This window comes from Virgibacillus sp. 6R (assembly GCF_001895305.1).
GTDB classification, from domain to species: domain Bacteria; phylum Bacillota; class Bacilli; order Bacillales; family Amphibacillaceae; genus Virgibacillus; species Virgibacillus pantothenticus.
The window spans coordinates 2,618,277-2,644,114 of sequence record NZ_CP017762.1 but is presented as its reverse complement, the minus strand read 5'-3'; the positions used below and the strand labels follow the sequence as shown (position 1 = coordinate 2,644,114).

Below are 25,838 nucleotides of genomic sequence, written 5' to 3'. Positions count from 1 at the left end.
TTAAATTAATCATGCAAAATTTTAACTACTATAATCCAGCAAATATCTATTTTGGAAAAGGTGAGGAAAGTCGTATTGGAGATCTAATTGATGCAGAGAGTCATTCCAAAAATGTATTAGTGCTCTATAGCGGCGACTATATCTTTGACTTGGGGATTTATGACAAAATCGAAGCAAAGCTGCATGCGAAAAATATAAAGATTTTCAAAAATGGAGATGTCGTTCCCAACCCAGAAATCACTTTAATTCGTCACTTGGTAACAATTGTAAAAGAAAATCAAATTGACTTCATTTTAGCTGTAGGTGGTGGCAGCGTGATCGATACAGCTAAATCCGTAGCCTTTGGTGCATTGCACGACGGGGATGCTTGGGATTTCTTTATTGGCAAAGCAGAAGTAGAAAAAGCATTACCTATTGGTGTAATATCTACTGTGGCATCTTCTGGATCCGAAATGTCAAACGCGACCATTGTTTCTAACGCTGAGCACAAACTAGGTGTAGAAACAAACTTAATTATTCCGGTATTTTCGATTCTGAACCCGGAATTTACAGTAAAACTCCCAAGCTATCACACTGGCGTAGGCGTATCCGATATTTTAACGCATCTTTTAGAGCGCTATTTCACCAGCATCGAAAATGTCAATTTAACTGATTTTCTTCTCGAAGGCGCAATTCAATCACTTTTAATCAGCGGGCAAAAATTGATGACTCAATTAGAAAATTACGATTTAAGAGCTGAAGTAATGTGGACTGCCGTCATGGCACATAACAATAGTTTAGAATTAGGACGTGAACCGGATTGGGCGTCACATCGAATTGAGCATGAAATTAGCGGGCAATATGGAATTGTCCATGGTGAAGGGATGGCAGTTGTATTCCCAGCTTGGATGCAATATGTAAGCCAATTTCATCCAGATATTTTTGTTAAGTATGGAGTCCGTGTATTCCAAATTGATCCTTTTGCTTATTCTAAAGAAGAAATCATTCAACGGAGTATAGAAAAAACGCGTGATTTCTTTAACAGTATGGGCATGAAGTCTCGTTTGAGTGAATTCGGAATGGACGACACACATTTTGTCGAAATGGCAAATCGAGCAACAAAAAATAACACCCAACCTGTTGGACATTTGAAAAAGTTGTATGCTGCAGATATTGTCGAGATTTTAAAATTAGCTTTGTAATAGCTTATCATCCTGTCCTTAGATATTGGTTCATAGAAGCCGATAGACACCTTCGTGGGTTATTAGTACCCGAGTGGCCCTGCCCTAAAGGCCTTTTGAACATAGTTTACAGGACTTGCAGTTAGTTCTCCAAACTTACCCTTATGGATTTATGGATTACCACCCTAGTATGGAAGGAGAGTTTTTGCTGGCTATTATACGTGGAATAAAAAGCATCCCAGGAGTTCGAGTATTAAACGAACTCCTGGGATGCACTTCCATAAAGTTATTCAAGCAAGAACAGCTGTCGTAATAAATCTATATTAATATCCCATTCAAATTTACGTATATAGCTTATCCAATGCGTACCTGTCAATTCTCCACTTATTGCAATTGTCCCTAAAAATGCACCTAAAATGATAAGAATAACCAAATAACACACGAATGCTTCTTTCCATTCTGCTTTTCCTTGTGACTGCTTCAATTTCTATTCTCCTTTCATGCTTTCATAAACGTTATGAAGCATGAACAGAGAGATAATTAGAATGGTACTTCATCGATTCCACCATTCGACTCGTATCCGTAACATAGAGTTCCCTATTGTTAAAATAATCTTTCATCAAATTCGAAAATACGACTTGCTTCATAGGAGGCATTCTTGTTGGCAATGACACATCGTTTGGTGTAGGAATAATAAGTGAAGTAACTTGTATCGCTTCGTCCTGAGAAGCTTGTACAACAGAAGTGATCGTTGTATCTTCTGCTTTCATACTAGGTAGTTGATTCATTTTCTGTACTGCTTGACTCGACAGTAAGCATACAAATAACACCAGTATTATGAACGACCGAAAGAATCTGTGATTCAACTCCTCCACCTCCTTATGTATTACTATACCATGTTTAGAAAAATGGTTTCAGTTTTTATACTAAAACAATCCGTTACGATATTCATATTTAAGTATGATAGATGGACTATTCCCTTTTCGCACTATTAACCTCTCAGGCTACTTAGACTCCAATAAATATCCGTTTCATCATTGAATAAAACCCTTCTAAATGAGAACTTGCTCGCACTGCTTCACTGGTCTCTTTTGTCGAACAGAGCATGGAATAATGGCTATCCCAATACGTCGTTACGAGCAGTTCATTATGATGCATAAAAAAGTTGGTATAATCATCTGATATATTGCTAGAGTTGGCCAACTCAGATATACTTTCTAATTTGCGTTCAGTTCCAAATTCATCACCACACCATATCCAATCATGACCAACTTTTTGAATACCTTTCAAAAGAGGATAGATTAAGATATCCGGTAGTCTACCCTCTCCAGGCTGCCACAAGCCTTGCTCCTTACAAACCTGTTCGATGGTCACAACAGTTGCTTCATCCATTTTAGCCCCAGTTAAAGCGGAAATACTCGTTCGCAGACCTATATCAAGCTGGTTTATATCAGCTATACCAGACAAGCGAACAAAGGCGCAAGCGCCCGTTTAGCAACGTAGCGAATGGAACGAATCAACTAAAGATAAAGGAACCATGCCACTAAAAACAGGGATATGCCGACGTCAGGCGGCAAGCCCGTTTTTAGTCGGCCTTCCTCTTTGCGACGAACCGATGAGGCCTTATCGTAGGGCGCATTTCTAAAGTCGCATCGTTGCTGGCGCTTGCGCTGGACGTGACTATTCGGTTATTTCATTATCCATAAGCACCTAAGTTTATACTTTCTTATTCTTTAAAAAAGTTTGCCAAGTAACTATTTTAAACCGATCATTTTTCGCTTATTTTTATCAGGAAAAGCTTCTCTTCTATCCTGTTTTGGCTTTATAAATGGGTGGAAGAAGATAAACACTTCTTCAAACACCCCTTGATAAAAACTTTTAATCGGCATATCTTCAGGTGCACAAACTGCGATGCGGATTTGGGAGAGCATTTGACATAGAAGCACCTTTTCTAATTGATGTTTAATTTTTATTATGAGAGCAGAAATAGTTGTGATATGTTTTTAGCATTTTAACTTTTCACATGAATTTTCATTATACTTTTCCCTATAAATAGCATATGTTTATTATTACAATGCACGATAATAGATCAAGCTTTGATTATCAGGTCCACACATAATATGGGGTACTTTGTTCGTTACAAATAACTTAAAGAATTTACTATAGTTCCAAGAGTTCAACCGTTTAAACGTAAAGCTTACCTTTTCTTCCGTAATGACAAATGGAATCCCCATACTTCTTTCAAAAAAAGCATATAAGTACTGCAAAGGATTTTCATCGATATAACCGATTGTGAAGCCTTTTTTTAGCTTTCCCTTTATCTCACGTCCTGCTTATATACGCCATGTAACTCGCACCTAAAATCATTATAGCAGTCTGGGATCATGAAATAGATTATTCTGCTGTTCGGAAATATACTGCTTACTATATCGATCAGTTCATTCTCTGAGGCTTCTTCTTTTAGTTCATATATTCTATTTTCTTCCATTAATCATATCTCCTTTGCATCACTTATTCCGCTAGACAAATGATTGCATGTAGTTTCTAAATACGATCTATTCGTACCAAATCATTATTATGTAAAATGATTATATAATGTATCCGAAAAAATCTCTATCAAACTTTCAAAGCTTTATCTGACAAATTCACTTATTTTTCCTTCATTTTAAGGATAAGTTACATTGATTTAGAAAATTGAATATGAGGGGAAATGATTCAAATCATACAAACGAAAGAAAATATGATGGGTTATAAATGTATGAAATGCACCTCTTTTTACAAGTTAACAGCTATGTATGAAGGCTGTTTTCAATGTAAGCAGGTGGGGTAGAACCCTAAAGCATTAAACCGATATAACAAAATACATTCAATGGAAAAATGGCTTACTCTTTGAAAAACACCCTCATCTAGGAGAAGGAAAACACTACTCATCTGTTATGCAAGAGATAAACGAGTCGCTTAACTCTACATAGGATCCCATAAGGAACAAATCCGTTCATATACTATATCCATGGCTTTAGCTAAGAAGTGTAAAGGAGTTGTCAACAGCTGCTGCAATTGCCGCTGTCCCAAAAAGTAGCTAACTCGACTTTAATTGATCATCAGGTTTAGATACAGTAATTACCATTTATTCTAATTTTCTTCCTGTTTGGTGGTATTTAGAAAATCCCCTTTCTCAGAAAAATTATCAATGCATTTCCAAAATTAGTTTGTAAATAATAGGTCTCTTTCCTATCCATTAAAAGAAAGGCATTATTGTAGAAGGCACCTACAAGCTGCAGGTGCCCGTCGATCATTTATTTGGTTTTTGCGCCCAATATGTTGCAAGTATGGGACCTGATATATTATGCCAAAAACTAAAAATAGCACTTGGAACTGCTGCCAATGGACTGAAATGAGCAGCAGCTAGTGCAGCGCCTAGTCCTGAATTTTGCATCCCTACTTCAATAGAAACAGCTTTTTGGTCCATAAATTCTAACTTAAACAATTTTGCAACGAAAAAGCCAATTAAATAGCCTAATCCATTATGTAAAATGACGACAGCAAATATGAGCAAGCCAGATTCAATTATCTTGTTCTTACTTCCTGCGACCACTGCTGCTACAATCAAAACGATAGCGACTACAGAAATTAATGGCATCAAATCAACCGTTTTCTTTGCTTGTTCTTTTAAGAAAAGTTGGACAATTAGACCTAAAACAATTGGTAATAAGACAATTTTCACGACAGACATAAACATGCTCGATACCGAGACTTCTAACCATTCCCTTGCCAGAAAGTAAATGATAGCTGGTGTTAGTAATGGAGCAAGCAAGGTTGATACAGATGTTATAGCAACCGATAGGGCAGTGTTTCCTTTAGCCAAAAATGTCATCACATTGGATGCAGTTCCCCCTGGGCAAGCACCAACTAAAATAACCCCAATGGCAATTTCTGGCGGCAAGTTTAACCCTTTTGCCAAACCATAAGCGATGAGTGGCATTAATACAAATTGTGAACTAACACCTATAGCAACACTTTTCGGTTGGCGAACCACTTCACGAAAATCTTGAACAGATAACGTCATCCCCATGCCAAACATGATAATCCCAAGCATAATGGATATATAACTGCCAATCCATAAAAATTGCTCTGGGAACAGGAATGCAACGACTGCTACTAGAAGTACCCATATTGCGAATGTTCTTCCGACAAAATGACTGAATTTGATGAATGATTGCATTATTCTACCTCCTGTTGTCTTATCTTACCACAAGAAAAGATAAACAAGAAGAAGAAAAATGTCCAATAAAATAAGTAGTGAAAATAGTAGTAAACTATTTCAAATAGTTATTGAAGCTATCATGTGATCGTTGTTAGTTAGCAATTTTAGCTCACCCTGCTTTAGTTTCTCATCCATCATAGCTCTTGGAATTATCCTTTGCCATCGAATAAATTCCAACTGAACCATCTACCATGCCCATCTGTCTCTCCAATTGTATGATGATATTCCTTTCCCCCAACTACGTAGTCCAGGTGAAGGTCACCATCCCATATGTTATTATAAAGATGGAAGATGTCTCTTTTGCTGCCAATCCTTTTAATGTTTTGAAGTAGCTTCAACTTTAACTCTTTTGATATTTGGTTAGCAACATGAGTATGGAAAACACAAATTGTTGCATCTTTAGGAGCTTTCTCAGCAATCTCAGGCAGTAAAGCCACTCCGTCCCCTTCGATTAGTTTGACTGGATTTTCCTGCATCTGTTTGACAGCATTTTTAAACAAAGCCAACCTTTCTTGATGTTCTGGCCATATTAACGCTTCTAACCACTGCACATCTGCTGGATCATTTACATCGCTGACATGTAAATCAATACCTACTTTCCATGTTACCGGTGGGCTGTCTGCATAGAGTAAGGGGCTACCCATACCTTTAATCTCCGAAGATATATGTACAGATGATTGCGAATTACCATAAACCGTGCCATTATTGATATATGAATAACTATAAGTGTCCCATAATAACTGAAGCCCAGCACTGGTGCCAATTTCAATCAAAGCTAGTGGCTTTTTAGTAATGTTATACATATAGCAAAAGCTTGGGTAAAGATAGGCACAGCGTCTTATTTCATTTGTTTGAACTAACTTGCTTTCTAAAAGCGTTTGTATTTCAGCTTTATGATGGAGACAAAAGTCTTGAAAAGGAATAAAGGAAGCTTTAATATCTTTAGGCTCCTGAACAATGCTAGGGTAATACTCGCTTAACCTATGGCTTGTGCCCTTTAATAATAAATAGTGAACCGCACCGAATAACATATTGGGAATCGGCTGTCCTGCTCTTGTATGTGTGCATAATTCTAATAATTCTTTATCCTCCGCAATTTGTTTGGATAAAAATTCATATAATTCGCTGGAATCTTTACATTCATGCTTAGCAAAATTCCTAAATCGTTGTGCTAGCATACCTTTTTCTTTTTCCAACACTTTACCCCTCCCTCATATTTTGCTCTTTCTGTTTACTTTCTCCTTCCTGCTTCTCGTCCCTTTTAAAAATGATGAAAAAATTGTCCTTTGAGGAAGTATATAATATAAAAAGAAATAAGTACATACAGGATAGCACAAATGACTACGTTTCCATTATAAGTTTACTAATCATGCTAATAATTAACAAATTCCAGTTGTGCTTTTGCAACTTGAAAATGGAAATAGCTAGTGAATACCCTGTTTGAATATTTTACAATTTTAGCTACTGTTATTTCTTTAGGAAACAACCAAACAGGTCTTTGTCGATACCATTCAGGCTCCCTGATCTGCACATATTCGCTTACTATACTTAAACAGACAGGCTATTATATTTTACTTTTTAAGTCTAAATAGTTTTTTACTGCAAATACTAATCTATTACAATATCCCTGAACTCAATTATAACAGCAACAAACAGCTTTCCGTTATAACCTATCAATGCAATAAGGGCCTGCCCCTACTGTTTGAACGCAGTGTGAGACAGACCCTTATTAATTATTTTTCCAGTAGAGATGCAGCTTCTTCATCTATGATCACAATTGCATTTTCACAATTTCTTAATGCAGTAGCAGGACAGTCCGGAGTGATTTCGCCTTCTAGTAAAGCTTTTACTGCTTCTGCTTTATGTTTCCCTGATACGAGCAGGATTACTTTTTCTGCTGCTAGGATCTCCGTGAACCCGAGAGTTATCATTTCTGTTGGGGCATCATCTCTTTCTATGCCATATTCTCTCATCGTGCTTTGGATGGTTGATTCGTCATGCTGTGCTAAGAAGATTGTGGAATCAAAAGGAGTTCCCGGCTCATTCGCTCCAATATGACCGTTTGTACCCAAGCCTAACAATTGCACATCCCTAGGATATTGATCAAGGATGGCTTTATATCTGGCAATCTCTTTATCTGTGTCTTGAGCTTCCCCATCAATTAAGAATATATTTTTAGGCTTTGCTTCAACTAAGTTATATAAATTTTCATACATAAATGTTCGTACTGTATACGGAGCATCTTTAGGACCCATATACTCATCTAAATTCATGATGGTCGTTTGGCTAATATCTAAACCATTCTTAATATCTTCTACGAATAATTTAAACAATCCTCTCGGTGAACCGCCTGTGGTCATAGAGATGACCGGTTGTTCTTTCGTTTCAATCACTTCTTTTATTATTTCATAGCCCTTTTTTGACATTTCGTCGTAATCTTTTACAAAAATTTTTTTCATCTGTTTTTTCACTATCGCAGAATCCGCTATAGCGAATCTTCCCTCCTCCAAAAATGTTCTTATATAAATGGTTCATCATGAAGACGAAACATTATATTTATCTCACCACAGTTAAAAATTTTATCCTATTTCCTTACTTCATTTTTTAAAGATCGTGCAGCTTGTTCTACTTTAGAACCATAGACAACTTGAAGGTTTTTGTTATCAATTTTAACCAACCCCATTGATCCCGTTGCTTTTAGCAATGATTCATTTACTAATGAAGTGTCGTTTAGTACTAACCGTAATCTAGATATACAGTTATCAATTTCAACAATATTTTCTTTGCCACCTAATGCTTGTAGAATATTAGCTCCAAAATGGTTATCATCTGATGCTACAATTTCGTCTTCTTCATTTAAATCAGACTCATCACTTCTACCAGGTGTTTTAATATTAAATTTCTCAATCACGAATTTAAACACAAAGTAATAAATTACAGCATAAACGATCCCTACTAATACAATCAAGTACCATCTCGTATACGTACCTTGTAAAATTCCAAAAATGGTTAGATCAATCATTCCGCCTCCAGCATTCCCGACAGCAACATCCATTAAAGTCATGATTAAGAAAGATAAACCTGCCATAAATGCATGGAACAACCAAAGAACTGGTGAAATAAAGATAAAAGCAAATTCTATTGGTTCCGTAATACCTGTTATAAAAGCAGTAAGTGCTGATGCAAGAAGCATTCCTTTAATCTTAGGACGCTGTTTCAAATAAGATGTCTTATACATGGCATAACATGCGGCAGGTAATCCAAATACCATAAATGCATGAGTACCTTGAGTTAGAAAGCGCGGTTGTGATGACGCCATTACGGAGTTAAAAATCGTTAATGACCCTGATACTGTTTCACCGTCAACTACTGCTGTACCGCCGATTGGTGTAAAACGAATCAATTGGTTCAATACGTGATGGAGACCCGTTGGAATAAGCAACCGCTCGGAAAACCCATACATAAAAGTACCCAATGCGCCTGATTTACTTATCAAACTTCCTAGACCATTGATGGCGCTATTAAAGTAAGGCCAGATAAAGAAAGTGATAATAGAAAGGAACGGGATTGTAACAATAATAACGATTGGCACAAAACGATTCCCACTAAAGAAGCTAAAAGCTGTAGGAAGTTGCTTCGTATGGTATCTGTTATGAATAAATGCAGTCCATAATCCTACAAGTATTCCACCAAACACTCCCATACGGTACGTAAATACACCTAACATACTTTCATAGGCATTAGAGATCTCAAATGCTTTGATTTGGTTTAATCCATCTTGCATTAAATATTCAACGGAAGTCGTTTCAAGTGTAATACCTTTTAATTCTAATAAATAGCCGATTACGACATGAAAAATGATAAAAGCAATCACTACAGCAAAGCCTGCAATTTCTTTATCTTCTTTTGCTAAGCCGGTAGCTACTGATATAGCAAACAAAATTGGTAGTAGACCAAACATCATAGAAACAATTGCCCGAACTCCGCCTATAAAATTTTGAACTGCTTCAAAGTTCGCAACGGTTTCCCCGACAAGAGACGGATTTTGTAGGATAGATACAATACCAAGTAACAAACCTGAAGCTACAATAATCGATAATGGTCCCATTAGCGTTTTTCCAAATTTTTGGATAGCAGTTCTCATAATTCCTCACCTTGCTCTCAAATTTATAATTTTTATAAATGATGAAAAAACTAGTAACTGAATATCATGTAACTTGTTATTCCTACTTCTTAGTATTCCTTTTTAATTGAAATAAAAAGCTGGTTGCGATCATTATTGCATGTTCTCCGGAAACATACGCTTAATCTCTAGAGATTGAAAAGATAAAAGGAAGCCCTTTCATCTCATCTTTCTGAACACATAGTATCACTTAAAAAAATAGCCAACAATATATTTTCAGCATTTAAATTCGTTAATCTACTTTTGAATATTCATCCACATCATGAAAATATAATCAGCGGAAAATAAAGCTTATCAAATCTATAGTGAAATATAGTGATATCGCCATTTATCCTCTCTTCTTCCCACTTTATCGTTGCTATGTATCACCCTAAACCATAAATCTCCTCATTTACTTTGGTCCCATTAACCTAATCGCATGTCTACAAAAATTAAAACTTATTTCATTCTAACTTAAGATAATTCATGCGATCACTTCCATATACAAAATTACTCCTTACTACTTCTGCCATGATCGAGTAAATATACTTTTCAAGAATGTATTTCCATACCCCGTACATTTTTTACATAAAAGAAATTTTATTCTAAATAAGATTTAAAAATCTTAATCTCCAACATGTATTGTTCGGCTATTTATCTAGTGCTACGATGATTCCAGAAGCACTATCAATTATATAATTGAAAGGAAAGATAAGTATGGAGGTTAATCTAGCTAGAGTAATTAAAGACATCGAAACGTTAGCAACTTTTACTGCAACCCCAGGCAATGGAGTTACGAGGTCATCATATTCTCATGAAGATAAATTAGCAAAAGAGTATTTGAAAAACGAAATGGAAAGAATAGGCTTAAAAGTATGGGAAGATGGATTCTCAACATTATTCGGACGTAGAGAAGGGAAAAATCCTGATGCGCCAGTAATTATGATTGGCTCGCATTATGATTCTGTAGTAAATGGGGGAGCTTTTGATGGCGTTGCCGGAACGGTCGCGGCGTTAGAAATCTTGCGTGTTTTTCACGAAAATAATATTGAAAACGAATATCCGATAGAAATCATTGCCATGAATGCAGAAGAAGGCGAAACATTTGGATCAGGTACAGGAGTTTCAAATTCACGGGCACTTGTTGGAACGTTAACAGAAAAAGAACTAGATACTGTTAAAAATAGACATGGTTTAACAAAACGAGAGGCAATGAAAGAATATGGCCTAATTCCTGACTTAGAAGCGGCTAAAAGGGAAAAAGGCTCCATTAAAAATTTCATAGAACTGCATATCGAACAAGGACCTGTTCTTGATAATCATAATATTGATATTGGTTTAGTCGAATATCTTCCAGGAATCGGCAGATATAAAGTGAATTTCTATGGAAAATTAGCAGACTCTACAGCTCCCATGGACACTAGACAAGATGCTATGGTTGCAGCTTCAAGATTTGTTTTAGCCGTGAACCAAATTGTTAAATCGTTAGGCCCTGGCATTACCGGAACAGTAGGAGAGTTGGAAGTCTCGCCTAATTCCCATCAATTCGTACCAGAGTATGTGCAAGCCAAAGTAGAAATCAGAACTTTTGATGTAGAAACGCTTAAAAATGTTAATTTACATGACCTATTGATGAAAGAAATAAACTCTATCGAAGCAGAAACAAACGTAGAGATAGAGTTGACCGAAATGGCTCGAGTAGGCTACAGCAACCCAACTCCTCCTAGCGTAATGGTAAAAGAAAACGTAGAGCTCATGGAGAACATTTGTAAAGACTTAGGTTATAAATATACGATCATCAACAATGGAACTGGGCATGATGCAATGATTATGGCAGATTTTGCGCCTACGAATTTTATATATGTACCAAGTAAAGAAGGTATATCCCATGATCCAGATGAATGGACAGACTACGAGGATATAAAAAAGGGCATTCATGTGATGATGCAATTAGTATATAAATTATGTAAATAATCCATAATATACATTAATAAATAGATAAAGTGAACCTTCAATTAGTTAGGTTTTCATTCCTCTCCCACGGCTTGTTAGTACCGTAATGGTATGACCTAAAGGCCTTGGGACATTTAGGTGCTGTTATCTCCCACTAAGACTGGTTGTATAGTATGGATTTTCTAATTCTTGAAGTGGGAATCTTACAGCACCTTATATGCGGGATAAATAGATCTGTTCACAAGCGTACAATATAGAGAACTGTTCAATGGCTACAGGACACCAGACGAGTAAATTATCTTTCAATTTCTCTTAAATACTTGAATTCTTGTGCTTCTATCTTTTATTGATTAAAAGTTTCTCTATCCGAGTAAAATCTGAATTCATTTAAATATCAAACATACGAAGTAGGGAGTTTGTTCAATGTTAAACTTTTTAAAAAAGAAGAATAAACTAATTAAAATAAAATCGCCAATTATGGGAACTGCGCTTCCTCTATCTGAAGTTCCGGATGAAGTATTTGCTTCAAAAATGATGGGTGATGGCGTAGCTTTCGAACCGACAGAAGGCATATTATATGCACCAATTGATGGAGAAGTCATTCAAGTATTCCCGACGATGCATGCGGTAGGAATCACATCCAATCATGGTTTAGAAATATTATTGCATATTGGAATAGACACGGTGAATTTATCAGGGGAAGGGTTTGAAAGTTTTATTAGTGTTGGCGACAAGGTTACAGTCGGGCAAAAATTAATTTCTTTTAATATAGATTTCATAAAAGAAAATGCTAAATCTGCTATCACTCCTCTTATCATTACAAATATGGACAAAGTGGAGAAAATGGAATATAACTATGGGGCTACCACAAAGGATTCCGTTGTATTAACAGTAAGTATCATGTAATTAAATATACCAATAAAGTGAACCTTCAATTCGTGGAGTTTTCATCCATCCCCCACGGCTTGTTAGTACCGTAATGGTATGACCTAAAGGCCTTGGGGGCATTTAGGTGCTGTTATCTCCGCTTAGACTTGTTACAGTACAGATTAGATTCCCCAAATCCTGAAGTGGGAGTCTTACAGAGCACCTTATATCAGGATAAACCAACCGGAGGATTATCATTTATACTCATTATCCCGATAATCCTCCCGTTACATTTAAAAGATTGCCTATAACATGTTCATGATCTAGCGACATAACAACGTTCATTCGACCTCTTTTAGATAATTGATAAACCCCTCGTACAATAAACTTAACACCAGATTTAATGTACAAAATGATGAGTTGTTTAATTGGCTAATTTTATTTAAATTAGACACTTGATAATAAAGATTATAGTCTGCTAAATAAGCTAATTCATTTCTGGAAAAAACAGTAACTGAAACCATCGGTACCTGCTTTACAGCAATATTTCTAACCATCGAATCAATGGATTTCATATTCCCAGATAAAGAGGCAACTATTAATAAATCATTTGGAGTAATACTTTGAGAGATTAATTCAAGTTCAGTTTTACTTGGTATGATATTTAAATAAATATTATTGTTCAATAAGCATCTTGAAAAGTCTTTAAGCATTAAATTTTGCCCATATCCGGTTCCATAAGCAAAAATATGATCGGACTCTAAAAATAATTGATATATTTTTTCTAAACTTTTATCCTGTTCAAAAAGTTTAATCGTTTCCTTCACATCTTTTAGTATAACTGAGCTATTGAAATATTGGTTATTTGGCACCCTCGTTTCTTTCCTGCGGTCCGCTTCTTCTTTTAGAAAATAGCGAAATTCACTATAGCCATGGAAGCCTAGTTTCTTCGTTGTTCTAATGATCGTAGAAGGCGAGACATTGCAATACTTAGCAATCTCTGTAACCGTTTTATCCTTACACAACTCTATATTTTGGCTAACATAACTGATGACATGTAAATCATTATCATTTAATTGATCATAGTATTTATTAATCAGCACCTCTAAATTCATGTCTAGGACGACCTCCCTAAATACTTCTAGTCCTTGTAAGCTTCTGCAAAATCGCTTTGCCTCCCCTACTCCAATGACGTAGACGCAGTTTTTTATGATGACTTTCCCGCAACTAGAATAATGATTGAACTATATTCATCTTATTGATAACACTCCACAACATATAACATGTGCAAAAACACTTTTCCATAACCAGTATTTCATAACCTATACCTGAGGCTAAAAGCAGATTATTTTCCATTATTATAACACACTGCATAGCAGATCTACGGCAATGCTTTGGGACCTTGGTTAGTTTATTTTTATCCTTATTAAAACAAATGATTTCCTATTAGCCTCTTAGCGGAAAATTTCTTTTGGTATGAATTATATTACGTCAGGAATCCAACTAAGAGAACAACTGTTGGCACTGGCCTATGATTCGAGTATAAAACAGACCTAATGCTTATGAATTATCGAACCATCTATATCTAAAGCTATCATGAACAAAACCTATACTTTTTACCTCACTATATATAAAACTGTTCTCCTTTTATACGAATCTCCGCATAACGAATACTCGACACACCATATAATGGAAAATCATTCAGGATACCTCTTCCCCGAGCCTCCGTAAAAAGCTTCTTTGTAGAACCTCTACATTTACTGCTTCTAGCTTCTGATTCCAAAACAGGAAATTTTAAGGAATTTTTCAAGCTAAGACTTGAATTTATTAAGGATTTAAGTGAAACTTCATTTAATAAGTGTTTTTTCTGTTAAAATTGTAGATCAAGGTTAATTTCGCAACATCCGCGAACATCCTTTTTCTTCGTGGAATGTATTACTGCCGACGCCAAACCCTTCTCTTCTTTATCCTGACAAAGGTTCTCTTGTAATAGCCACTACAGCACAACTAAGGAGGTTATCATTATGACATTTCACCAATGGTGGTCATCTATATATCAAAATGGCTTACATGCACCACTTTTTTATACCATGCCTGTTGGATTGCGATTTGAAATTGGACCAGTTGAATATTCAACCAGTGATCCTAACTACTTTAAAATTGCTGAACAAAGGGCGCAAATGATTTGGAACGATTTATTTAAACCGGAAGAGGAAGTGTACGTAGTGTTACAAAAATATCATACCCGAGCAGAAACATATCGCAGGCATCGCTTCTTGAATCGCTATTTTTATGAGCGCCCTCCATTTTGTCAGCTGAGTTATGAGGTCTTGCCAAATCCATATGATGATGAAGATGATGAAACAAAGCTTCACCGCTTTGCCGTTAAAACTACCGTCGCGAACGTAAAGAAAAGAGCGTGGATTCAGAAGTGCATTTGGAAAGATTTTACGGGCAAGGGGATTTTCAATAATTTCGAGTTATATATAGTCCGAATAAAGGATGGCGTTGTTTATTATCTATACGATGATCGCGGTTTAGACGTGGCAGGAAAAGCGAAAGCTCCTTTACAAGCATTATATGATTCTCGTACATCATTTTTATTAGAATACGATAGACAAAGAATGGATAAGCAATTTGCAGTGCGGTAGTGTGGAGGTTTTATCACAGCCTCGGAGTATTAGTTTAGGAGTTAGGTTCTAAAACACTAGCGAGACCATTTGCCCCAAGCTAATTATCTCGCTGCATTTCAATCAATCACCGTATAATTTTGAACTTCGGCGAAAAAGTTGTGAACAAATTATCGTGTCCACTTGACAGACGTCGGTGCAAATTGCTTGTGAACTTCGGCGAATTTTTATCATGAGTATAATTCAAGAAATCTAAAATCTTGTTTGATCTTTATAATCAATGTAAGCGTTGACATATGTCGGATGATCTTGTATTCTTGTTTTACAAGTTAAGAGGTAGCGGTGATTAGGAGACTATACTGAGATATATACTTTCATTTACAGGAAGTATATATATCAGTATGGTTCTTTTTATGTTAAATCTCTGCTCACCCTCTAATTAACTTACTTTTATAAAAAGGGAGGGAGAATATACCTTTTATCCCAAAGGGGGAAATGGATCTCTATATTTTCAAACATGGAGGGGAGATATATGTTAGAATTGTTCAAACCAGCTCCAGCCAAGGAAAGATTACCAGGGGATAAGATAGATTCCGAGTATAAAAAACTTAGGTTTCAGGTCTTTATGGGGATTTTCATTGGCTATGCAGCTTACTATTTAATTCGTAAAAACTTTTCGATCGCGATGCCTTATCTGACTGAAGAAGGATTCTCAAAGGGAGAATTAGGGTTAGCGTTATCAGCTATTTCCATTGCATATGGGATAAGTAAATTCGTTATGGCAACTGTCTCAGATAGGAGTAACGCAAGAGTTTTTCTAGTTACTGGTTTAATTTTATCTGCAACTATAAACTTGTTAATAGGATTTGTTCCTTTCTTTACTTCAACCATTACCATCATGTTTATTATGCTGTTTCTTAATGGCTGGGTTCAGGGAATGGGGTGGCCGCCATCTGGTCGTGTGCTCGTACACTGGTTTAGTGTTAGTGAACGCGGAGGCAAAACCGCTATTTGGAATATAGCTCACAATGTTGGGGGAGGGCTTATGGCTCCATTAGCCATTGGCGGTGTGTCCCTTGCAACCACTTATTTCGGAGCAACTTCTATAGGATATAAAGGAATATTTATTCTTCCGGCTCTAGTCGCTGTTGTGATTGCAATTATTGCTTTTGTATTAATTCGTGATACTCCACAATCCGTCGGCCTACCACCGATTGAAGAACATCGTGATGACTACCCAAGTAAATCTAAAAAAACATTCGAGACCGAACTAACCACTAAAGAAATTTTATTTAAATATGTGTTAAACAATAAATGGGTATGGGCTATTGCTATTGCCAATATTTTTGTTTATTTCGTGCGCTACGGTGTATTGGATTGGGCTCCAACCTATTTAAGTGAAGAAAAAGGGTTTAATATGAGTGAATCAGGAATTGCTTACTTCCTATATGAGTGGGCAGGTATTCCTGGTACATTATTATGTGGTTATATTTCCGATAAAGTATTTAAAGGACGTCGTGGACCAGCGGGTGTAGTGTTTATGATCGGGGTAATGATTGCAGTTCTTATATATTGGTTTAACCCCGCCGGTAATCCTTTGATTGACAACATGGCATTAATCGCTATTGGTTTCTTAATTTATGGTCCGGTTATGCTAATTGGTTTACAGGCTCTTGATTTTGTACCTAAAAAAGCTGCAGGTACTGCTGCTGGATTAACTGGTTTCTTTGGATATATCGGTGGCGCCGTAACAGCGAACGCTATTATGGGATTTGTTGTGCAACACTTCAGCTGGAATGCAGGATTTATGCTGTTAACTGCATCTTGCATACTTTCGGTTGTTTTATTTGCAATCACATGGAATGTACGTGGACAGGAAGTTGTAAAAAAACATTAAAATAAAGCTGAATTAAACTTTTATAGTGGGTATGAATTTCATAATGTCAGGTCAATAACTTTTTAGTTCCTTTATAATATATTTTAGTTAGTCAATTGTTCCACTTTCTTTAAAAGAACAACAGTATAAGGTATTTACCAGTCTTTTAATAAGGGGTACATTATTTAAGTTTGCTATTAAAGTCATTTGAGTATCAATTAGAAAAGCGAGCGCTATATCCTCCTTTATGTACGTTTAAAAATAAATAGGAATAGGACAGAAACGATTCTTACCAGTTCTTGAGCGAATGAAAGGATATCTCCAGCTTTACAAAAATAGAAATTGCAACGCATATTATTGAAAGAAAAGATTGTATGCAAGTGCAAACATGTTACACCAAACACTCCCTTTATAGCTGGAATCACTAGCATTGCATAATTAAAATAAAAATATTCAGTTAAATATTTTTTGTGATTTTGAGCCAAAAAGTCAAAACCTGAAGAAAGGTGGCACTGCCCATTTGGTAAAATTATATAATTATGCAAAGAACAACGGCTGCAGCTGATTTACGGACTGGAACTTTCTTCAAACTTCCTTTCATAGTCCAGACATAGGATGGTTTCCAGTTCGCTCTTTTTAACCAGCGATTGATTCGAAGTAGTGATTTTTTGCTTCTCCTCTCCAGTTGGACAAAAACATGTAAGCAGTAGGTAATAAGAGCTAAAAATGCTTGATTCTATACAGTAGTTTCGCTCTTTCCATAAAAATGCTTTATTTCTACATGCTGCTTTAACCATTTGAAAAAGAGTTCAATTGCCCAGCGAGAACGTAAATGTCACTGATTTCTTCGGCACTTGCATCAAAGCGGTTCGTAATTAAACGAAGCAGACTTCCCTTTGTATCCATGATTTCAAGGAGACGAAAGACGTTTTCCGTGCGTTTTTGTGCCGTTCCTATGTAGACCATTTTGTCGGATAGAACCGTACCATCATTAGGAAGTGAAAAAGAGGAAACTTCACGAATGATGGCATTCTTCTTTAGCCTTGAAACAAAGAAGTAGCCATCATCGGTCACCCGGTCAAAACGTGCATAGTCTACATAACCGCGATCAAACACATACATGGATTCTTTATCATCCACAAGAACCTCCAATTGATTTCTGTCATGTTCTTTCGCGGTCGTAATCACTGCCTTTTCGTGATAAGCAGCACCCTTTTTCATAAATACTAGTCGTAAACAGTAACCCACCTTTATCAGAGGAAAGAGAACCTCCGTTGTTAAATAGTTTAATTTGACAATTGAAACTAGCGTTGTTTGTTGTAAAGCAGCTATTATAAGAATCCTTTCGGTGGTTATTTAGTGGTACTTTTAACTCTAGCAGTAACGGATTCTTTTTTTTATTTATTTGATGAATAAACCTTTGACACAGATTCCTTTTAGACCAATGGGGTTGAATGTATTTGCATTTTTGGTGAATAAATCAGGAATTATTGAGCAAAAACACTTGTATGCCCCATTTTTAATTTCATCCTGTAAAAATTAACCTTAGTTTTTAAATGTTGCCCTTTTTCTAATATCATTTACAATTTTCGAATAAAAAGTATCTAAGTCATAAAAATAAAATAAGATAATTAATAATACTCCTAAAACTGCAGGGGCAAGTATAAAAAGAAATGTAATAGCATCGTACACAGCTGCGGGTTGTGTTGCCCCCATACTACTAATATAACCATTTGCTCCTAAAAACAATCCTACTCCACCAGAAGCAGCTCCTGTTCCTACTGTTGTAGCGAAAGTTCCTCCAGCAAACGTAAGCCCTTCATTTCGTAAACCATTTTTCCATTCACCATAATCAATAACGTCAGCAAGCATAGCATATGCAGTCCCCATAATTGGAGAAAATCCCAAACCTCGTATAACGGAGCTAATCCCGATAAGCACCAGGCTAGTTGAATCAAATAACATTAACAAACTGCTAGCTATAAGCGCAATTAATCCAATGATTATGGTTCTTCTTCTTCCAAATCTTTTAATCACAAATGAAATTGTTAAAAAACCAACAAGTAAACCACCCGTGAAGAAAGTATTAAGAGCTCCAACATATTTAGCATTGTTTAAAATATGCTCTGCATAATAGACGTTCACGTTATTTAACATAAACAATAATGACCATGCAAAAAGGATAATGAAGAATAAGATAATCCAATATTTGTTCGTCAATACCAACTTTAATGATCGACCAAATGAAAGATTCTCTTGCTCCTTGGCATCAGCTGCAGATTGTACTCGTTCCTTAGTATTTCGGAAAGTAAAAAGGAAAACTAAAGACATCGCAATTGCATATAGAATCATTACATATGTCCATGATATTGTTTTTCCACCGAACATTTCGACAAGGGGCATTGTAATTGCACCTAAAATAATAGACATAGCAAAATAAGAAATCATTCGTAAAATATTTAAGTCGCTTCTTACATTCTGATTTCTAGATATTAAACTTCCCAAAGTTCCATACGGTATATTACTTGCTGTATAAGCTATGAAATATACGTTAACGATAACAGCAATATATACTAAAGTTGCCATTTCCCCCCAGCCAGTCGGTATTGAAAATGTTAGTACTAATGTTATCGCGAAAGGAATAATTGTCCATAAAACCCACGGACGAGCTTTTCCGTGTTTTGAAGTAGTTTTATCAACAAAGTGCCCCATTATAACATTTGTAGCAGCATCAAAAAATCGACTAAAAAATAAAATTGCTCCTAATATTGTGGCATTTATACCAATATAATCTGTGAAGTAAAACATTGAAAAAGAAGCAACACTTATAGCGGCAAAAGCAGTGGCTCCGTCTCCAAGGCCATATGCTAATTTTTCTTTAAAAGCTATTTCTTCGCTTTCATATACTGATTTGTTATTTATAAGCTTTTTTCCAGAAGTCATTTCATTTTTTCTCCTTCGAATAAATAGTAGAAAATCAATGTCTCAACCTTCGCTACATTGTTGCATTGAAAACTACATCGGAACAAACTACTGGATATACTTAAACATGTATTAGACAGTAGCTTTGATACCTCTTCTGTACTTATGGGTTCACTTTACTCTACAGCCATTGATTAAAGCGATAACGGAAAAAATCTAAACATGATTGGCGTGGTGAAAAAGCTAATACATCATCACCACATGGATTAAAAACGTGTCAACTTTGATCTGCTGTATGGTTTGGAGGTACCGAGCGATGGCAAAAACATCATTCTTCGTTCTATTAGCGCAACACAGTAATCGGTACTACTGTTGAAATTGTAGTCGGATACAATAAATGCCAAAGGAATTATCCCAAATTTGTCGCATGTATTGGATATCGATATCTTTTTCAATACGAATAAGGCAAATCTCTTTTAAAATGTTCAATAGCTGTTCATGTAATCTCCTTATTAACCATACAACAATTGTCTACACAAGTTATTAAGCGCTTACATAAAAACTACATCTACAAATTAACACACGTTTTTTTCAACCTGCAAAAGTTAAGTTAAATAACCCCTTTTTTTATTATTATATTTCCATATAACGCTGTTTCACCGGTGATTAGAACTGCAAAAGCACCTTCAGACTGTTTATAAAAATCAAATCGTTCCATATATTTAACTTGAGCATCCGGATGTTCTTGCTGAATGATTTCTGAGTACTCATTCCATATTACTGGTTCTACATCATCACCTTTAACAACTTCCATTAATGCATATTGATATTCAGAATACTTATCAAGTGGAAATAACTCTAAAATTGCTTTTAACAACTCAGGAACAGTATGTCCATCCGCTCTAACTACTCTTTGGCCGATCCTTTCTGCCGGAAAGTTAGCATCCGAAATGACTAATTCATCTCCATGTCCCATTTCCATTAATATTTTCACTAAAATTGGACTTAATATAGACGGTATTTTTTTTAACATATTATTTATCCTCTTTCATATTAAGATATTACTAAATTGATTATATTTATCTTCTAAACAGAAGGTTTTGCGTGGTTTATAAGTTTTAATTTTCTCAGAGTTTTTAATTAATGTAACAATATCTTCTCTTCTATTAATTAAACCTAAAGTAATTAGTTGCGAAATTACATTTCCTAAGGAACTTGCCTCTATCGGTCCTGCTATTACTTCTCTACTCGTAAAATCTGCTGTAAGTTGACACAATAATTCGTTTTGAATTCCTCCTCCCACCATTTGTATTTGGTTAATTTGGCGATTAGTAATATCTTCTATCTGTTCAATTGTATTTCGATAAGACATTGCCAAACTTTCTAAAATCACTCTAACCAAATGCCTCTTAGTTTTTGGTATTTCTTGATTAGTTTTCATACAAAATTTTTGTATCTTTTCTTCCATATTTCCTGGTTTGGAAAAAGGTTCAGCATTAGGATTAATATACGATTTATTATCTTCTATTTCTTCAGCAAGATCTGCAAGAGTTTTATGTGATAAACTCTCACCTTTTATAGACCAGTCACGTCTTAATTCATTGTAAATCCACAATCCTGTTGTATTTTTTAAAATTCGGTAATTACCATCAAAAGTGCCTTCATTTGTTAACCCGGCTAGAAAGGCATCATTTGTTACTACAGGATTCGTTGATTCAACACCAACTAAAGACCAAGTTCCACTGCTAATAAAAGCAGTTTCTTGAATGGATTTTATATATGGGACAGCCAATACTGCACTTGCTGTGTCATGACTTCCTCCTGCAACGACCTTGATTTCGTTTACATTCAATTCATTACATAACTCAGTTCTTAAAGTTCCTAAAGTTTTACCTCCTTTTAAAATATTAGAAAACCAATCAATTGGTATACTGATTTTTTCCATTAATTGCTTAGAAAACTGTCTGGAACTTACATCTAATAATCCACTCGTACTCGAAATTGTATATTCATTAATCATTTGACCCGATAATAAGTAGGTGAAAAAATCAGGCATAAATAACACTTTTTCCACTATTTTCCTCAAATATGGTTTGCTAGCCAGATCTGCATGGATTTGATTAATGCTATTAATTAAATTTGGTTGAACTCCAGTCTTTTTAAATAAGTCTTCTTTTGACAACTCTTTATAGAAATCATTTTCATATCTTTTCGTTCTTTGATCACGATAACTGCGTGGATTAAAGATAAGATCACCATCTTTATCAAGATAACAGTAATCCACCCCCCAAGTATCTACAGCTATCGACTCAATAGGTATCCCATCTCTAGAAGATTTTACAATACCTTTTTTGATTTGTTGAAAAAGATTTAATACATCCCAATATAAATTATCTTCAACAGATATAGGATTATTGTTAAATCGATGAACTTCAGATAGTTCAACTTTTTTTCCATCAAATAATCCTTGCATAACTCTTCCTGAGCTTGCTCCTAAATCAACTGCTAATAATTTTTTATAAGTCATTATTTATTCACCTCACTTATTTTTGATGCAAAGTAACCATCATTTGACTAAAAACGCATTATAATAGGTATCGAAAATAATATTGAAAGCAAAGTAAATCTATGATTAAAGTAGGAAATGCAGTTTTTTTTAAAATAGTATTCATTTTCAGTTTGCTTTGGCTCTAGCGACAAATAGTAGTTCGAGGCTACTTATGCCAACTCACAATCCAATTTAAATGTTGTTTGATTGAAAAAGAAGTCTATAGCAATAGATAAACTTCTTTAACTAGAATAACCTCTCTCTTAAGGTGATATTTATTACCTTCTTAAATAAGCCGTTGGCTCACATATCTCTAAGATTATTTGACGACTTTTGAAAATTCCTTTGAAAAATGACACACATTAAATTGGGTTATATCAATTCAAAATATTATAAGTGGGTTAAACACGTTTCTAGGATTAATCGCTCTTGGATCCTTTTTTGACGTACTTTAAAAGCATCAATAGGAATCAAAAAATAAACAAAGCGAGATCAACGGTAGAATCAGCCAAACTTGAATCTTTAATTGAACAAACGCACGAATTGCCTGATAATAGCTTCTAATCTCGCTTTCAATTCATCATCTGATTATCCGAGGTGTTTAACAAACTTACTCTTCTTGTTGTCCATAAGTAACAAATCTAGTAACCATATTATCCATTTCTTCATCTGATAAAATCACGGGATTTCCAACTGCTTTGGATTGCCAATATAAACGGGCACAAAATTCCAATTGCTCAGTGATTGCAAATGCCTCGTCAAGGTTATCGCCTACTACATTTATACCATGATTTGCAAGTAATACGGCTTTCCTTCCTTCCATTGCTTTAAGTGCGTTTTCAGCTAGCTCTTTCGTTCCGTAAGCCGCATATTCTGCACAGCGGACATTTTTTCCACCGGAATGAGCCACAAGATAATCAATAGCTGGTAAGTCCTCTCTCAAACAGGATATTGTGGTAGAATATAACGCATGGGTATGGATCATAGCATTCACTTCAGCGCGATTTTGATAAACAACTAAATGCATTTGATATTCACTGGAAGGTTTTAATGTACCTTCCATAATTTTTCCGTTCAAATCCATGATAATAATATCTTCTTCTTGCAATTTATAGTAATCCATACCACTAGGAGTGATTGCCATATAACCAGATTTTTTGTCAAAAATGCTAATATTACCTCCAGTACCGACTGTTAATCCAGAATCAATTAATTTTTTTCCATACTCAACAAGTTGTATTCGTTCCTCTTCTAGCAGACCCATATATATAACCTCCATTGTAGCTTGAAATTGAATAACATATTTCTAATCACAATCTATTTTTGCTTAATAATCTAATCACTCATAGATTGCTACTTTTGGTAGAAATTCGAGCTTTTCAAAATATATTCTCGGATTGGAATGGCCATTCCAATCAAGGATGTATTATTTATATAGAGGACCATATTCCTGACATGCTTCAAAATCAGTACGTTCATTTTCTTTGGTTCCAAAGCCAGTGAATGAATGTGGTCTAAAAATCCTTTCATCCTCAACGTTATGCAGTACTACCGGAATACGTAACATACTTGCTAAGGTAATGAATTCGTGTCCTACATGTCCGTAAACCGAAGCGCCATGATTTGATCCCCAATTATCCATTACATTATAAACAGTCTCAAACCCTGGCGCCCCTAGTTTGGGTGCAAACCAAGTCGTTGGCCATGTTTTATCAGTACGTTCATCTAAGATATCTGAGAGTCCTTTGTCTAGAACACAACTGTGGCCTTCAGCAATTTGCAGGGTTGGACCTACTCCTTTAACGAGATTTACTCGAACCATTGTCATTGGCATTTCAACATCGGTATAGAATCTCGATGAAAATCCTCCACCACGGAAATATTCATAATTGGCTCTATTCCATTCTACTTTGTCCATGACTTTCTCTATATCAACTTCATTCATATTCCAAAATTCCTTCATTGTAGGATTATCATCTTCATCTGTTAATGCACCGGACCAATCTAAAGCGGAGGCTCCTGAGTTTTTTAAATGAATTACTCCGTTTTTAGCTTTTCCTTCTAATTTATGACCTGTAGCACGTTCAACGGATTCTGGGCTCCAGTAAGTTCTTACATCAGAAAATAGAGGTGCTTTGTTAGTTAATAAAGTTCCAAAGAGCATTGAAACTCCATTCAGCGTGTCATTTTCAGTCGCAAATGCAGTAACTGGCCTTGGCCCATTCCAGTCAAAAGTTGAAGTCATAATAGCTTCAGTAAAATCTCCATTGGGTAACCAGTCTGTCCATTGTCTTTGTCCTTGGAATCCTCCAGAAATAGCATTACGGCCTTTAGCCTCTTCTTCCCATCCTAATTCTGCTAATTTTTCATTACTGTATAAAATATCTCGAGTTATTATCGCATGCTTTGCAATAAACTCCCAATCTTCTTCGGCAGGAATAACTTTTGACTTTTCAATGATTTCCGGGAAATCCTTTCCTTCGTTAATGTCAATACCTTCTTTGCAATACTTTTTAATCCAAGCCAATGCTTTTTCATATTCTTTTTTATCATAAATTTCTAGTTTAATTCTTCTTAAAATCTCTGTCATATCAACATATTCGACAGTCATACCTAAATATTTATTAAAGAAGTCATCATCGGCTTGAGACCCCACAATTCCCATACATGAGGAACCAATATTTACATAAGATTTTCCTTGCATTTGACCTACAGCAAATACACCTTTTGCAAATGATAAAATTTGATCTGCTACTTCTTTAGGAATACTATCATCATCTAAATCCTGAATTTCTTCTCCGTAAATCTTATATGTTGGATATCCTTTTTCTGCATATGCAGCCATCGCGGCGGCAACATAAACCGCTCCAGGTCTTTGTGTACCATTAAAACCCCAAATACCTTTAATCGTGTTCGGATTTAAGTCTAATGTTTCTGTCCCATAATTCCATGACGCTGTTACGGAAAGTGTACCTACGATATTTTCTTCTTTAAACTGATCATCAACAGCTCCAGCGTCTCCTCTTCCACCAATCGTTCGATCTGCTAAAATACATTGAACTGAAGTACCATCTGCATAGCGAAGGTTATTTTCAATTAATTCCTTTGCTGACTGAGCCATTGTCATCGTTTTTTCTTCCAAAGATTCTCTTACACCACCATGACGCCCATCAATAATAGGTCTTATACCAAGTTTAGGATAACTTAAAGACATTAATATTCTCTCCTTTACATTTACTCTCGACTAAATAAAATATATATCTTATAGTAAGCGATTTCAATGATCTGAAGAGGTATTGGCTTTTGTTCAAAAATACTATTTTTTTCGTTCATATTAGTTCAAAAATATGATGAGTCTGATGTTAGTTTTGAGAGATTGGATAAAAAAGAAAAAAGTATAATGATCACAAAAGGAGTAAAGAAGAGAGTACAGGGAGAAAACGGGCTAGAACCTGC

At 35.5% G+C, this 25,838-nt stretch carries 19 protein-coding genes and 1 pseudogene; 5 read left to right on the top strand and 15 right to left on the bottom strand.

The annotated features are described in order from the left end of the window. Window positions 1-11: 11 nt before the first annotated feature. Window positions 12-1,181 carry an iron-containing alcohol dehydrogenase gene (locus tag BKP57_RS11985; RefSeq protein WP_072741576.1) on the top strand — a complete coding sequence of 390 codons (1,170 nt, stop codon included), beginning with the start codon at window positions 12-14 and terminating at the stop codon, window positions 1,179-1,181. Between the two features lie 265 nt (window positions 1,182-1,446). Here BKP57_RS11985 and BKP57_RS11980 read toward each other — a convergent pair whose 3' ends face one another. From BKP57_RS11980 to BKP57_RS11950, 8 genes are all read right to left on the bottom strand, one after another. After that, window positions 1,447-1,644 carry a hypothetical protein gene (locus BKP57_RS11980; RefSeq protein ID WP_050349563.1) on the bottom strand — a complete coding sequence of 66 codons (198 nt, stop codon included), beginning with the start codon at window positions 1,642-1,644 and terminating at the stop codon, window positions 1,447-1,449. A gap of 31 nt (window positions 1,645-1,675) precedes the next feature. Next, window positions 1,676-1,948, bottom strand: a complete 273-nt coding sequence (locus tag BKP57_RS11975) for a hypothetical protein (protein ID WP_128743213.1) — start codon at window positions 1,946-1,948, stop codon at window positions 1,676-1,678. Window positions 1,949-2,168: 220 nt separating this feature from the next. Next, entirely contained in the window at window positions 2,169-2,627 is a 459-nt protein-coding gene (locus tag BKP57_RS11970; RefSeq protein WP_128743216.1) for a hypothetical protein, read from the bottom strand. Between the two features lie 287 nt (window positions 2,628-2,914). Then, a complete protein-coding gene (locus BKP57_RS23135; RefSeq protein ID WP_257786682.1) occupies window positions 2,915-3,049 on the bottom strand; it encodes a hypothetical protein in 135 nt (44 codons plus the stop codon). Between the two features lie 1,403 nt (window positions 3,050-4,452). Then, window positions 4,453-5,382, bottom strand: a complete 930-nt coding sequence (locus tag BKP57_RS11965) for a bile acid:sodium symporter family protein (protein WP_072741575.1) — start codon at window positions 5,380-5,382, stop codon at window positions 4,453-4,455. Between the two features lie 191 nt (window positions 5,383-5,573). Continuing rightward, the gene (locus tag BKP57_RS11960; protein WP_072741574.1) at window positions 5,574-6,623 is read right to left on the bottom strand and encodes a DUF2332 domain-containing protein; all 1,050 of its coding nucleotides are present in this window, start codon (window positions 6,621-6,623) and stop codon (window positions 5,574-5,576) included. Window positions 6,624-7,157: 534 nt separating this feature from the next. Continuing rightward, on the bottom strand, window positions 7,158-7,895 hold the full coding sequence (locus BKP57_RS11955; RefSeq protein ID WP_232231151.1) for a glucosamine-6-phosphate deaminase: 738 nt from the start codon (window positions 7,893-7,895) through the stop codon (window positions 7,158-7,160). A 113-nt stretch (window positions 7,896-8,008) separates the two neighbouring features. After that, window positions 8,009-9,568, bottom strand: coding sequence for a PTS transporter subunit EIIC (locus BKP57_RS11950; protein ID WP_072741573.1), 1,560 nt, complete (start codon window positions 9,566-9,568; stop codon window positions 8,009-8,011). A 735-nt stretch (window positions 9,569-10,303) separates the two neighbouring features. Between BKP57_RS11950 and BKP57_RS11945 the strand changes: the two genes are divergently transcribed. Next, window positions 10,304-11,560: a M20 family metallo-hydrolase gene (locus BKP57_RS11945; RefSeq protein WP_050349569.1), complete on the top strand. Its 1,257-nt coding sequence runs from the start codon at window positions 10,304-10,306 to the stop codon at window positions 11,558-11,560. A gap of 402 nt (window positions 11,561-11,962) precedes the next feature. Further along, entirely contained in the window at window positions 11,963-12,445 is a 483-nt protein-coding gene (locus tag BKP57_RS11940) for a PTS sugar transporter subunit IIA (protein ID WP_072741572.1), read from the top strand. A gap of 302 nt (window positions 12,446-12,747) precedes the next feature. On the opposite strand, the gene BKP57_RS11935 is transcribed toward BKP57_RS11940, so the two are convergent. Next, the gene (locus BKP57_RS11935) at window positions 12,748-13,521 is read right to left on the bottom strand and encodes a MurR/RpiR family transcriptional regulator (protein ID WP_050349570.1); all 774 of its coding nucleotides are present in this window, start codon (window positions 13,519-13,521) and stop codon (window positions 12,748-12,750) included. 909 nt (window positions 13,522-14,430) lie between these two features. Between BKP57_RS11935 and BKP57_RS11930 the strand changes: the two genes are divergently transcribed. Continuing rightward, window positions 14,431-15,057 (top strand): DUF3885 domain-containing protein, encoded by a 627-nt coding sequence (locus tag BKP57_RS11930; RefSeq protein WP_072741571.1) that lies wholly within the window; start codon window positions 14,431-14,433, stop codon window positions 15,055-15,057. A gap of 511 nt (window positions 15,058-15,568) precedes the next feature. Continuing rightward, on the top strand, window positions 15,569-16,933 hold the full coding sequence (gene glpT / locus BKP57_RS11925; protein WP_050349572.1) for a glycerol-3-phosphate transporter: 1,365 nt from the start codon (window positions 15,569-15,571) through the stop codon (window positions 16,931-16,933). A gap of 508 nt (window positions 16,934-17,441) precedes the next feature. Here the strand turns inward: glpT and BKP57_RS11920 are convergent. The 6 genes and pseudogenes from BKP57_RS11920 to BKP57_RS11895 all read right to left on the bottom strand — a co-directional run. Then, window positions 17,442-18,148, bottom strand: a pseudogene (locus BKP57_RS11920) (IS4 family transposase); the annotation flags it as partial. A gap of 309 nt (window positions 18,149-18,457) precedes the next feature. After that, window positions 18,458-19,855 (bottom strand): MFS transporter, encoded by a 1,398-nt coding sequence (locus BKP57_RS11915; RefSeq protein ID WP_050349573.1) that lies wholly within the window; start codon window positions 19,853-19,855, stop codon window positions 18,458-18,460. A gap of 589 nt (window positions 19,856-20,444) precedes the next feature. Continuing rightward, a complete protein-coding gene (gene fucU, locus BKP57_RS11910; RefSeq protein ID WP_050349574.1) occupies window positions 20,445-20,867 on the bottom strand; it encodes an L-fucose mutarotase in 423 nt (140 codons plus the stop codon). Between the two features lie 15 nt (window positions 20,868-20,882). Then, complete coding sequence (locus tag BKP57_RS11905) at window positions 20,883-22,361, bottom strand: rhamnulokinase (RefSeq protein WP_072741570.1); 1,479 nt, start codon at window positions 22,359-22,361, stop codon at window positions 20,883-20,885. Window positions 22,362-22,992: 631 nt separating this feature from the next. Continuing rightward, window positions 22,993-23,646, bottom strand: coding sequence for an L-fuculose-phosphate aldolase (locus BKP57_RS11900; protein WP_050349576.1), 654 nt, complete (start codon window positions 23,644-23,646; stop codon window positions 22,993-22,995). A gap of 162 nt (window positions 23,647-23,808) precedes the next feature. Continuing rightward, window positions 23,809-25,596 (bottom strand): L-fucose isomerase, encoded by a 1,788-nt coding sequence (locus BKP57_RS11895; RefSeq protein WP_072741569.1) that lies wholly within the window; start codon window positions 25,594-25,596, stop codon window positions 23,809-23,811. Window positions 25,597-25,838 lie beyond the last annotated feature (242 nt).

Bases quoted from the DNA above. Each gene is read 5' to 3' on its own strand.
- BKP57_RS11930 (WP_072741571.1), top strand. From the start codon at position 14,431: ATGACATTTCACCAATGGTGGTCATCTATATATCAAAATGGCTTACAT.
- BKP57_RS11950 (WP_072741573.1), bottom strand. From the start codon at position 9,568: ATGAGAACTGCTATCCAAAAATTTGGAAAAACGCTAATGGGACCATTA.
- BKP57_RS11935 (WP_050349570.1), bottom strand. From the start codon at position 13,521: ATGAATTTAGAGGTGCTGATTAATAAATACTATGATCAATTAAATGAT.
- BKP57_RS11905 (WP_072741570.1), bottom strand. From the start codon at position 22,361: ATGACTTATAAAAAATTATTAGCAGTTGATTTAGGAGCAAGCTCAGGA.
- BKP57_RS11900 (WP_050349576.1), bottom strand. From the start codon at position 23,646: ATGGGTCTGCTAGAAGAGGAACGAATACAACTTGTTGAGTATGGAAAA.
- fucU (WP_050349574.1), bottom strand. From the start codon at position 20,867: ATGTTAAAAAAAATACCGTCTATATTAAGTCCAATTTTAGTGAAAATA.
- BKP57_RS23135 (WP_257786682.1), bottom strand. From the start codon at position 3,049: ATGCCGATTAAAAGTTTTTATCAAGGGGTGTTTGAAGAAGTGTTTATC.
- BKP57_RS11940 (WP_072741572.1), top strand. From the start codon at position 11,963: ATGTTAAACTTTTTAAAAAAGAAGAATAAACTAATTAAAATAAAATCG.
- BKP57_RS11975 (WP_128743213.1), bottom strand. From the start codon at position 1,948: ATGAATCAACTACCTAGTATGAAAGCAGAAGATACAACGATCACTTCT.
- BKP57_RS11985 (WP_072741576.1), top strand. From the start codon at position 12: ATGCAAAATTTTAACTACTATAATCCAGCAAATATCTATTTTGGAAAA.
- glpT (WP_050349572.1), top strand. From the start codon at position 15,569: ATGTTAGAATTGTTCAAACCAGCTCCAGCCAAGGAAAGATTACCAGGG.
- BKP57_RS11895 (WP_072741569.1), bottom strand. From the start codon at position 25,596: ATGTCTTTAAGTTATCCTAAACTTGGTATAAGACCTATTATTGATGGG.
- BKP57_RS11945 (WP_050349569.1), top strand. From the start codon at position 10,304: ATGGAGGTTAATCTAGCTAGAGTAATTAAAGACATCGAAACGTTAGCA.
- BKP57_RS11915 (WP_050349573.1), bottom strand. From the start codon at position 19,855: ATGACTTCTGGAAAAAAGCTTATAAATAACAAATCAGTATATGAAAGC.
- BKP57_RS11965 (WP_072741575.1), bottom strand. From the start codon at position 5,382: ATGCAATCATTCATCAAATTCAGTCATTTTGTCGGAAGAACATTCGCA.